Source organism: Flavobacterium sp. (assembly GCF_003525665.1).
Classification (GTDB): Bacteria; Bacteroidota; Bacteroidia; order Flavobacteriales; family Flavobacteriaceae; genus Flavobacterium.
In genome coordinates this window covers 22,558-33,313 of the sequence record NZ_DQDX01000082.1, presented here as the reverse complement: position 1 = coordinate 33,313, position 10,756 = coordinate 22,558, and the positions used below count along the sequence as shown (strand labels likewise).

Sequence of the window (10,756 nt, the reverse complement as noted above, 5' to 3'; positions counted from 1 at the left end):
TATTGCATCCATCGATGGCTGGAGCGGCCAATTGTGCCAAAGTTAGATTAACAGCAAGACAACAATGGTTGGGTCAAGAAGATGCACCTGCATTGCAAACGTTGAGTTTTAACGGAAGCTTGGGCGAGCGATCTGGAGCTGGAATTATTTTGATAAACGACAAGAACGGTTACCATTCGCAAAAGGGAGTTCGATTGACGTATGCGCACCACTTAATGTTTTCAAGAGATAAAGTAGATTTGAATCAATTATCGTTTGGTATTAGCGCTGGATTTGCTCAAAGTTTATTGGATGAAACCGATTTTTACATTGCCAATCCAGAGTATGATCCAATTATTAATGGTACCATTGAGCAAAAAGCATCTTATTTCAATGTTGATATTGGAGCATCTTATAATTATTTAGATTTTTATGTTCATGCAACAGTAAAAAATGCCTTAGCTAGCGATAGAAAATTATATACCGATAGAGAACCAGTAGATTTAAAACGTTTAATCTTAAACTCTGGATATACTTTTGGAGACGAAGAAACTATTATGTGGGAACCGTCATTTATGTTTCAGTATGTGAGTCAAACGAAAGAATCATTGATTGATTTAAACGTAAAAGCATACAAGACATTAGCGACAGGAACACTTTGGGGCGGATTGTCTTATAGAAGAAGTCTTGATGGTGCACAATACATAGAAGGAAACTCTGTAGCCGATCAAAAGCTGCAATACATCACACCAATTGTTGGGTTTAACTTTAATAACTTTATGTTATCGTATACGTATTCTCACTTGTTAGGAAATGTGAAATTTGATACAGGAGGTTTTCATCAGATCACACTTGGAATAAACTTATTCTGCAAGCAAGAGAAGTATGACTGTAATTGTCCTGCGGTAAATTAAGGAAATATAAAAAAAGCCTTCTGTGAAAACAGAAGGCTTTTTTTATGAATGATAAACTCTAGATGCAATTATTTTTGCTTCTTTTATTTCGAGAACTTCTGCAACGAGCATTTCGTCTTCTCCTTCAACTGTTCTAATGTATTCCATAAAAACTCTGTCGGAACTGGAAGTTATCGAGGTTACTTTATAATGCAGCGTTGGTAATCTATCAAAGGCATCTTGCCACCATGTGCGTAATGCATTTTTACCTGTAATTAATCCTTTTGTGTCGGGATGCCTTACTTTTAGTTTTGGACTAAAATGTTGCGCTTCGTCATCGTATAATGATAGTAGTTTTTCTAAGTTGTGCGCGTTGAAAGCTTCAAACCAAGAATGTGCAATTGATGTGTTTTTTAAACTATCCATGAGATAAAAAAACCTAAAGAGACTTTAGGTTATATATTTTTTAAATTAATTATTTCTTGTTCAGTAAGTACTCGCCAATTTCCTCGTGGAAGGTTCTTTTTTGTTAGCCCTGCAAAAGCAACTCTGTCTACTTTTATAACGGTGTATTTAAAACTTTCAAAAATAGCTCTCACTACTTTTACGTTTGGTGTTTTTAGTCTTATACCGATTTCGTTTTTAGGTTCGTTTTCGATGTAGCTTATTTCATCAACAAATAGTCTATGACCATCTAATGTTACGCCTTTCGAAATTTTTTCTAAATCCTCAAACTTTAAGTTTTTATCTAAAGTTACTTGGTATATTTTAGGAGATTTTTGGTTTGGCAAACTGAATTTACGAATGATATCTGTATCGTTTGTGAATAATAACAAACCAGTTGTGTTTTTATCCATTCTTCCAATAGGTTGCATTCTAGAAGTGGTTGCGCCTTTTATAAGCTCAAGAACATTTCTGTGGTCACCATCATCTTCGTTAGAAGTTGTAAAGTTTTTAGGTTTGTTTAGTACAAAATATTCTTTCTTTTCTGGCATTAAAGTTGCGCCGTCAAAGTTTACAACGTCACCTGGTTTGACTTTGTAACCCATTTCTGTAACTGGAATTCCGTTTACTTTTACGTTACCCGATTGGATGTAAATATCGGCATCACGACGTGAACAAGCACCAGAGTTAGAGATGTATTTGTTTAAACGAATTTCATCTGACTTTATTGGTTTTGGTACGTTTGGTGAGTCTTTTTTAACTATTGGTTTTCTATTTTGAGAACGTTTTGCCATAGCAGGTTTAGGTGTTGAGCTAGTTTTTTTTCTATCTCCACTTGGTTTGCTTGAACTTGTTCGTTTTTTATTATTTGAATTCTCCATTGCCTTAACATTTTTGCAAAGGTACTCTTTTTAACTGAATTTCAGTGCTATGGTTTGCCAAATATCCCGAAGCTTCGGGACAATTGAGTGGAAATCTCCCAATTTTTATTGGGAATTGGAAGGAAAGCTGGAAAAAGGTATAGCAATTGCTGTATCGATTCGCTCCTAAAAATCTTTCTTGATGACGTTGTATTTCTTTCCCACTATTTCTGATAACACTTTGGGATTGGCGTTTGTGTAGAAGATTTGAGTACTTTTTTCTACTGAATTTCGAAAGCCGACTTTGTTTTCAAGAATTGCTTTGGTTTGACGAGCAACTGCTTCTCCAGAGTCGATTATTTTTATGTTTTTTGGGATGATTTTCTCAATTTGAGGAATCAAATAGGGATAATGTGTGCAGCCAAGGACAAGATAATCAATGTTTTGCTCAATCATTGGTGTGAGATATTCTTGTAGCAAATCGTTCATTTCTGTAGAATTCATCTCGCCATTTTCAATAAGCGTTACGAGATTATAACCTATTTGCTCGATAATTTTTATGTCTTGGAATTTCTCTACATTTTTGTAGAAAAGTTCGCTGTTGAGTGTTCCTTTTGTCGCTAAAATTCCGATTTTTTGGGTTTTTGAATTGGTTGCTGCTGGTTTGATTGCTGGTTCGATTCCAATGAATGGAACATCGTATTTATCACGTAGTTCTTTTATAGCGTTGGTTGTTGCTGTGTTGCAGGCTACGACTATTAATTTGCAGTTTTGATCGAGTAGGAACTCGGTATTTTTGAAACTTAATTGTATGATCTCGTCTTTAGACTTTTGTCCGTAAGGTGCGTTTTTACTATCGGCAAGATAAATGGTGTTCTCGTTTGGAAGTAGTTGATGAATCTCTTTCCAGATTGATGTTCCGCCGATGCCAGAGTCGAAAAGTCCTATTGGATTGTTATTTGTCATAAAGCAAATGTAAAAAAAAACTGCTCAAATAAATTGAGCAGTTTTGATATTTTATGTTAAAAGATATTAGAAACCTAAATCTTTCTTTACGTCAGCAGTTAAGTCTGGACCATCAGCTAATAATAAATTTTCAGCATTCATGATGTACTGGTATCCTTTTGCTTTACCTACTTTTTGAATAGAAGTTTTGATTTTTTCCTGTAAAGGTTTCATCAATTCTGTTTCTTTCTTTTGAAGATCGCCTTGTGCGGTTTCTTTGTACTCGTTGATTCTTTTAATCATGTCTTGTACTTCTGTAGTACGAGTTTGATTTACAGCATCTGTAACTCCAGCAGATTCTGTATCGTATTTTTTAATTTTTGCTTGGTATTCTTCTACTAATGTTTTGTATTCTTTATCATAAGTTTCGCTCAATTTTTTTAATTGATTTTGAGCGTCTATCATAGCAGGCATTTTAGTTAAGATTTCATAAGTATCTACGTGAGCTACTTTTGCCTGAGCATTAATAGTTTGAGCACCAAGAAATGCTATTGCAGCTATTAATAAAGTTTTAAATTGTTTCATCATTCTTAATTATTATAGTTATTAATTTTATTATGGTTTTGGCGTTTCTGCCTCTTTATTTTTCTTTTCTTCTTCTTTAGCTAATTTTGCAGCGGCTCTATCGGCTAATGTTTTTTCTCTTTTCTCTTGAGCTGCTTTCTTTCTATCTTCAATTACTTTTTTTCTTTCTTCTAGAGTTTTGGCTCTTGCTTCTTCAGCTTTTGCTTTTGTTTCTGCCAGAGCTGCTTTTTTATCTTCGGCAGCAGTTTCTTTACTAGAAAGATCGTCTTTTGATGTTTCGGTTTTTTGGTCTTTAACTACTTTATCAGAAACTATGCCATTTTTTTTATCTTCTCTTTCTTGAAGGATTTGTTTTCTTCTAGCATCGGCTGCATCTTTCTTTTCTTGAGCCGCAATTTTTCTATCGTCTATTATTTTTTGACGTGCCGCTTTACTTTCGTCTAATTTTTTTTGACGATCTGAAAGGTTTGGATTTTCGTTGATAAAGTCTTGTTTTCTTTCAGCTTCTTCTTCTTTTTCAAGCTGCTTTCTGGTCATTTGCTCTCTTTTCTCCGCTCTTGTTATTCTGGTAACAACTTGATCGCTGATGTTGTGTCTTTTGTCTGCAAACAACATGGTTAAATCGGATGATCTGTCAAAAACAAAATCGAATTTTTTTAATTCAGCTATATCTTGAACGATATTAAAAACTTGGTCTTGAATTGGTTTAACTAAGACTGCTTTTTGAGTCATTAAATCGCCATTTGGTCCAAATCTTTTTTGTTGGTATTCTAACAATTCTGTTTCTAGAAAAGCAATTTCTGCTTCACGTTCTTCAAGAAGTTCTTTAGTTAAAAGTACTCTTTCTGATTTTAAAGTTTCTTTTTGCTTAGCAATATCAACTTTTTTTTCTTCTATTTCTTGCTTCCATTTTTGAGCTTTTTGCTCCAATTGGTTTTTAGCTTCGGCATAATCTGGTACTTTTTCTAGAATATATTCCATGTCTATATATCCAATTTTGACACCTTTAGTTTGTGCCACTACATTAATTGTAAAAAATGATGTAGTTAATAGTATTAAAATATATTTTCTCATAACTTGTTGTTTTAGAAATCTAAACAAATATACTAAAATTGTTGTCCAATAATAAAATGAGTTTCCCAGCCATTTTTAACTGTTGCGCCAGGAATAGCATCAAATCCATGACCAAAATCTATACCAAGTAATCCAAATGCTGGCATAAATACACGTAATCCAAAACCTGCAGAACGTTGTAATTGAAATGGATTGTAATTTTTAAAGCTATTGAACGATGATCCTGCTTCAAGAAATCCTAATACATAAATTGACGCTTGTGATTTCATTGTTATTGGATATCTTAATTCTAACGAAAATTTATTGTAAATAACATCTCCATCAACATCAGATAGTGATTGATTTGGATATCCTCTTAACTGCACCACTTCACGACCATCTAATGCAAAGTTGGCAAGACCATCACCACCAACGAAGAAACGCTCAAATGGAACCAAACCTCTATCGTTATTGTATGCACCCAAGAAACCAAATTCGCCTAATGTTCTAAGCGTTAACTTTTCATAAATTTGAGAAAACGATTCGGCTTTGAATTTTACTTTATAATATTCTAACCAGTTGAATTTCTTTTGGTCTACTTTTCCTTGGTCAACATCTGCTTGTATAAAGTCTGCCTCGTCTACTCTAACATATCCTGTGTTTGTTCCAATTGTTTCTTGTTTAATCAAATCGCCTGGAGCTACATATTCTTGGTCTATACCGAAATATCCTGTTCCAGCTATTCCTAAAGTAGAGTTAACATTATTTCTTAATTTATATTCTTTTTGGTTTTGCAAATTGCCGTAATCAATTTTGTTAAATAAAGAATACGGTGGCGTAAATTTAGCAGTAATACTGAATTCTGATCCTTTAGTTGGGAAAATTGGACTATTACCTTTGTTGTTTCTTGTTAAACCTAATGTATAAGCTAAGTTTCTTGAAGAACCATTTCCGAAGGTAAATAACCCGGTGTTGTAATTATTTAAGGCATAGTATTGAAAACTAATTGCATTTGATAAATAGAAATAGTTATCTGGTACCGTTAATCTTTTTCCTAAACCAACAGAAAGAGAGGTAATGTCGAAACTTTTGCTTCTGTCTACACTCCTAGAATTACCTGTGAATAAAAATTGTCTACTATGAGATAATGACGTTGAAAAACTAACAGGTTTTTTACCACCAAACCATGGCTCTGAAAACGATAAACTGTAGGTTTGAAAGAACGAACTTGCTTGTGCTCTTAAAGATACTTTTTGTCCGTCACCCATTGGTATTGGTCTGTAAGCTTCTTTCTTAAACATATTTCTAACAGAGAAATTGTTGAAAGATAATCCTAAAGTTCCAATGAAACCTCCACCGCCATAACCACCTTGAAGTTCAATTTGGCTAGATCCTTTTTCTACAACTTTCCAATCTAAATCTACTGTTCCAGCAGCTGGATCGGCATTTTTTACGTCTGGTGAAATCGCCTCAGGGTCAAAGAAACCTAGTTGTCCTAATTCACGAATAGTGCTAATTACTTCTTCTTTGTTCCACTTTTCACCTGGTTTTGTTCTAAGTTCTCTATAAATTACTCTATCATTTGTTTTGTCATTTCCTGAAACCGTTACTCTATTAAAATAGGCAAGCGGACCTTCTACAACTCTAATTTCGAAGTTGATCGAATCTTGTTCTGTTTTTACTTCTACCGCATTTACATTTGAAAATAAATAACCATTGTTTTGGTACAAATTGGTGATGTCATCTCCATCTGGTTTAGTCTTGTCTGCAATTCTTTTTTGTAGTAAAACGCCATTGTACGTGTCACCTTTATTGATAGCTAATACACGTTTCAATAATTGGTCTGAATATACTGTGTTTCCTAAGAATTTAATATCTCCAAAGTAATATTTATTTCCTTCTTCGACTTTTACATTGATAGCAATTTTGTTTTTTGATTTGTCTAACCACACAGAGTCTGAAACAATTCGTGCATCTCTAAAACCTTGTTCTTTGTATTTGTCAGCAATTGTTGTTAAATCTTCTTTGTATTTGTCTTTAATGTACTTAGATGATTTAAAGATTCTGATAGGATTAACTTGCTTAGTATTTTTCATTGCTTTTCTAAGCTTCGCATCTGAAAATTTTGTGTTACCGATAAAGTCGATTTTGCTAATTTTTAATTTTTCACCTTTATCAATATTAACAATCATTTTTACTTGATTGACTACAGTAGTATCATTAACGGTGTTGATAGCTACTTTAGTATTAAAATAACCATCTTTTTTGTATTTATTTTCGAAATAATTTTTTGTTGTAGTGATAAGGTTTTCGTTAACAATTTTACCCTTTGTTAAGTCGCCTTCTTTAATTAAATCTTCAACTTTGTTCTTTTTAACTCCGGTGATTTTAACGTCACTTAGTTTTGGTAATTCGTTGATATTTAATTCTAAAAAGATGCTGTCACCTTTTATTTGATTGACGTAGAAATCTATTTTATTGAATAAACCTAGTTTTCCTAATTTTTTTATTGCGTTGCTTATTTCTTCACCAGGAACGGTTATTTCTTGGCCTTTTTCAAGACCAGCAAATGTTACTACGGTTTGTTTATTGAAGGTGATTTTACCTGTTACATCAACATCGGCTAAAATGTATTTAGTTCCTTGATCAAAAGGCAGTTTTTCTTGTGCTTGTAGTAGAGTAACATTTCCTATAAAAAATAAGAAAAGAAATGCTTTTAAAAAATTATTTGACACTAATATATTATTTAATTTGTTCACTTGTTTTTCCGAATCTGCGTTCTCGTTTTTGATAGCTGATGATGGCTTCATATAAATCATTTTCTTTAAAATCGGGCCAAAGAACATCGGTGAAATAAAGTTCTGCATAGGCTATTTGCCACAGCAAAAAATTACTAATTCGGTGCTCGCCGCTGGTTCTAATTAGTAAATCTACGTCGGGTAGATTGTGCGTGTAAAGATGCTGATTTATAATTGATTCATCAATAGTATCTATCGAAATTATATTATTTTTAACTTTATCACTTATGTTTTTAACAACATTTATTAACTCATCTCTTGAGCCATAGCTAAGTGCGAGTGTAAGTGTCATTCTATCATTGCCTTTAGTCTTCTCAATTACTTCGTTTAATTCTTTTAATATGGAACTTGGTAATTTGTCTATTGACCCAATAGAATTTAGTTGAATATTATTTTTTTGTAATGTTTTTAATTCACTTTTTAAGGAGTGAACAAGAAGTTTCATTAATGTTTCTACTTCTAGTTTTGGTCGGTTCCAATTTTCAGTAGAAAAAGCATATAATGTTAAATGGGTAATTCCTAGTTTTGCGCAAGTTTCTACAGTTTCTCTTACTGATTTTGTACCGTTTTCATGACCAATAACTCTCAAAAAGCCTTTTTGTTTTGCCCAACGACCATTGCCGTCCATAATAATGGCTACATGTTTAGGTAAGTTGTCTTTGTCTATTGAGTCTAGTAAGTTCATAATTTATTCTGCGCAATAACATGGTTTTTCACCAAATGTATAAGTTAATGTAAATCCGGTAAATACATACCAATCGTTACTATTTGTGTTTCCAAATTTTAAGGTTTGCAGATTTTCATTTTTTGGATTGCTTCCATCTAGATTATCTGTAAACGTGTATCGAACCCCAACTTCTGCTCCTAAAATTAATTTAGGTGTAATATTGGATTTTATTCCGAGAATCATTGGTATTGCAAATGATGTTTCAGAATAATCTTCTTTTGTTTCTCCGCCAACAACAAATAACTCGTTGTAATTAAAAAAACTCAACCCAGAAAAGACATAAGGCGTAATTTTTCTGTCCATTTGATGTAAATTGAAATCAAAAAAATTAAACTCTAATCCTGCTGAAATTTCTGTAACCGTATTTTCAAAGTCATAATCTCTTTGTTTTCTTCCAGAAACGCTCGATTTTGAATCATCGTTAGTGATTTTTCCATGCGTTATTGAAAATCTGTAGGCATGTCTCGGACTTTTATTCCATTTATACAATGCTCCAAATGCTAACTCATTAGGGTTGATGTAAGTAGTACTTCCAACATCTCCAACATAGTTGCTTCCGCCAAGGAAAACACCTATTTCATGAATTTGAGCGTTTAAGTTTGATAGACTTACCAATAAAACAAATAAAAATAATCTTTTCATTAATTGAAAAATAGCGTGCAAATATAACAATTATAGCTACTAATAAAACATGTTATCAGTATTTATAAAAATTAAATTTAACATAATTAAACATTAGAATACAAATTTCATTCGCGAATGAATAGCTATCAAACGAAAAACTGCTGGCTGTAGTATGTAAAACGGATTTTAATTTCTTTTGTCTTCACCCCAAAGTAGTTTGTTTCGTAGGGTTTTTAGGAAGGTTTCGTTTGGAATTTCAACCATGTTTATTTGAAAAGGAGTTTTCTTTATGGTTAACTCTGCATTGTTATTTAATGTAGCAATTCTAGAATCAAGAGAAACAAGATATTGTTCTTCTCTTCCAGAAACTTTTAGTTTAATTTCGGTGTCATCAGTTATAACTAAAGGTCTTGCATTTAAATTATGGGGTGCAATTGGCGTAATTACTAATGCTTTTACATCTGGAGTTAATATTGGTCCGCCACAACTTAATGAATATCCGGTTGATCCGGTTGGTGTAGATATAATTAATCCGTCTGCCCAATACGAATTTAGATATTCTCCATTTAACGAGGTTTCAATTGTAATCATCGAAGTAGTATCTTTTCTGCTAACAGTGATTTCGTTCATTGCAAAATTGATGTCCAATAATTCTTCGTTTTCAGGAGAACAAGTTAAACTCAGCAAAGTTCTTTTGGATAGAAAATATTTTTTATCAAGAACAATTTGTAAAAAAGCATCAATATCTTCTTTCTGTACTTTGGCTAAAAACCCTAATCTTCCAGCGTTGATACCTATTATTGGTATGCCAGAATCTCTTACAAATGTTGCCGCTCTCAAGATGGTTCCATCGCCACCAATACTTACTAAAATATCAAAACTCGAATCTAAACATTTATAACTGCTAAAGGTTTTATATTCCTTTTTTACAATTTCATTTTCATATAATATCTTCAAGAATTTTTCTTCAATAACTAATTCTACATTATTGGCATTAAAAAAAACAAAGATGTCACGAATAATTGGTCGTGTGTCGTTTTGATAATATTGTCCGAAGATGGCTACTTTCATAAATTTTAGATTTTAGATTTCAGATTTTAGAAGTATTTTATTTATCTAAAACCAATTCATCTTTTACATGTTCAAATACTTGTCTAAATATTCGGATCGCTCTTTTAAATTATTCAAATAATTATCTTCTTGATGTTCAGATATTATTTCGTAGTTGTATCTTCGGAAGGTTTGAATAATTTCGTTCATTCCGCCAAGTGCAATTTTCAAGGTGATTTGTATTTTGTCTGCGCTAGCTTCCGATACAAATAATCCTAATAATTTGCCATTATTGCTTTCTACAATTTGGGTTATTTGACTCATAGAATAATCAAGTATGCTTTTTTCTATGATAATTATTCCGCCTTGTTCCTTTAAAAAAGGTGTTTCGTGAAAGAATTTAACAATATCTTCCAGTTCGTAATATCCAGTATAGTTATTTTCTTCGTCTAAAACCGGAACCACATTAGTGTGATTCTTAGCAAAAACTTCTAAAACATCAAGCCAAATCATATTCTTTCTAGCAAAAAATCCTTCTAAAGTATATTTATAATCAGACACTTTTTTATCGCTGTCAAACGTCTCAATGTCATCGGCAGCAATGCATCCAATATAAATACCTTCATCAATTACAGAAAAATGGGAATACGAAACTTCTGCAAAAAAGTCTTGAACTTCTGCTATAGTTTCTTTGCTATTTATGGCTTTGTAGTCGTTGGTTATGTAATCGTTTATATCTGTCATAATCATAAATCTGTTATCTGTTGCAAAATAATCAAATTTTAGAACATAAATCAT

Annotated in this window: 11 protein-coding genes; 1 reads left to right on the top strand and 10 read right to left on the bottom strand. The window is 32.5% G+C overall.

What is annotated here, in order from left to right:
* Nucleotides 1–893 (top strand): type IX secretion system membrane protein PorP/SprF (locus DIU01_RS06020; RefSeq protein WP_290832494.1); only part of this gene is annotated, 893 nt, incomplete at its 5' end.
* 42 nt (nucleotides 894–935) lie between these two features.
* Here DIU01_RS06020 and DIU01_RS06015 read toward each other — a convergent pair.
* The 10 genes from DIU01_RS06015 to DIU01_RS05970 form a co-directional block, all read right to left on the bottom strand.
* On the bottom strand, nucleotides 936–1,298 hold the full coding sequence (locus DIU01_RS06015) for a nuclear transport factor 2 family protein (RefSeq protein WP_290832492.1): 363 nt from the start codon (nucleotides 1,296–1,298) through the stop codon (nucleotides 936–938).
* A 29-nt stretch (nucleotides 1,299–1,327) separates the two neighbouring features.
* Nucleotides 1,328–2,197, bottom strand: coding sequence for a pseudouridine synthase (locus tag DIU01_RS06010; RefSeq protein ID WP_290832490.1), 870 nt, complete (start codon nucleotides 2,195–2,197; stop codon nucleotides 1,328–1,330).
* 165 nt (nucleotides 2,198–2,362) lie between these two features.
* On the bottom strand, nucleotides 2,363–3,142 hold the full coding sequence (gene murI / locus DIU01_RS06005; RefSeq protein ID WP_290832488.1) for a glutamate racemase: 780 nt from the start codon (nucleotides 3,140–3,142) through the stop codon (nucleotides 2,363–2,365).
* Between the two features lie 66 nt (nucleotides 3,143–3,208).
* Nucleotides 3,209–3,706, bottom strand: a complete 498-nt coding sequence (locus DIU01_RS06000) for an OmpH family outer membrane protein (protein ID WP_290832498.1) — start codon at nucleotides 3,704–3,706, stop codon at nucleotides 3,209–3,211.
* Nucleotides 3,707–3,736: 30 nt separating this feature from the next.
* Nucleotides 3,737–4,780: an OmpH family outer membrane protein gene (locus DIU01_RS05995; protein ID WP_290832486.1), complete on the bottom strand. Its 1,044-nt coding sequence runs from the start codon at nucleotides 4,778–4,780 to the stop codon at nucleotides 3,737–3,739.
* Between the two features lie 32 nt (nucleotides 4,781–4,812).
* Nucleotides 4,813–7,569, bottom strand: coding sequence for an outer membrane protein assembly factor BamA (gene bamA, locus DIU01_RS05990; protein WP_290832484.1), 2,757 nt, complete (start codon nucleotides 7,567–7,569; stop codon nucleotides 4,813–4,815).
* Nucleotides 7,502–8,242 (bottom strand): isoprenyl transferase, encoded by a 741-nt coding sequence (locus DIU01_RS05985; protein ID WP_290832482.1) that lies wholly within the window; start codon nucleotides 8,240–8,242, stop codon nucleotides 7,502–7,504. Before DIU01_RS05985 ends, bamA begins: the two co-directional genes overlap by 68 nt.
* A 3-nt stretch (nucleotides 8,243–8,245) precedes the next feature.
* On the bottom strand, nucleotides 8,246–8,926 hold the full coding sequence (locus tag DIU01_RS05980) for a DUF6089 family protein (protein ID WP_290832480.1): 681 nt from the start codon (nucleotides 8,924–8,926) through the stop codon (nucleotides 8,246–8,248).
* A gap of 168 nt (nucleotides 8,927–9,094) precedes the next feature.
* Nucleotides 9,095–9,979: an NAD kinase gene (locus DIU01_RS05975; RefSeq protein ID WP_290832478.1), complete on the bottom strand. Its 885-nt coding sequence runs from the start codon at nucleotides 9,977–9,979 to the stop codon at nucleotides 9,095–9,097.
* Nucleotides 9,980–10,042: 63 nt separating this feature from the next.
* Complete coding sequence (locus DIU01_RS05970; RefSeq protein ID WP_290832496.1) at nucleotides 10,043–10,702, bottom strand: CBS domain-containing protein; 660 nt, start codon at nucleotides 10,700–10,702, stop codon at nucleotides 10,043–10,045.
* Nucleotides 10,703–10,756: the final 54 nt, after the last annotated feature.

Excerpts from the sequence above, each read along its gene's own strand:
- DIU01_RS05985 (WP_290832482.1), bottom strand. The coding sequence starts at position 8,242 with ATGAACTTACTAGACTCAATAGACAAAGACAACTTACCTAAACATGTA.
- DIU01_RS05995 (WP_290832486.1), bottom strand. The coding sequence starts at position 4,780 with ATGAGAAAATATATTTTAATACTATTAACTACATCATTTTTTACAATT.
- DIU01_RS06015 (WP_290832492.1), bottom strand. The coding sequence starts at position 1,298 with ATGGATAGTTTAAAAAACACATCAATTGCACATTCTTGGTTTGAAGCT.
- DIU01_RS05975 (WP_290832478.1), bottom strand. The coding sequence starts at position 9,979 with ATGAAAGTAGCCATCTTCGGACAATATTATCAAAACGACACACGACCA.
- DIU01_RS05980 (WP_290832480.1), bottom strand. The coding sequence starts at position 8,926 with ATGAAAAGATTATTTTTATTTGTTTTATTGGTAAGTCTATCAAACTTA.
- murI (WP_290832488.1), bottom strand. The coding sequence starts at position 3,142 with ATGACAAATAACAATCCAATAGGACTTTTCGACTCTGGCATCGGCGGA.
- DIU01_RS06000 (WP_290832498.1), bottom strand. The coding sequence starts at position 3,706 with ATGAAACAATTTAAAACTTTATTAATAGCTGCAATAGCATTTCTTGGT.
- bamA (WP_290832484.1), bottom strand. The coding sequence starts at position 7,569 with ATGAAGCCATCATCAGCTATCAAAAACGAGAACGCAGATTCGGAAAAA.
- DIU01_RS06010 (WP_290832490.1), bottom strand. The coding sequence starts at position 2,197 with ATGGAGAATTCAAATAATAAAAAACGAACAAGTTCAAGCAAACCAAGT.
- DIU01_RS05970 (WP_290832496.1), bottom strand. The coding sequence starts at position 10,702 with ATGACAGATATAAACGATTACATAACCAACGACTACAAAGCCATAAAT.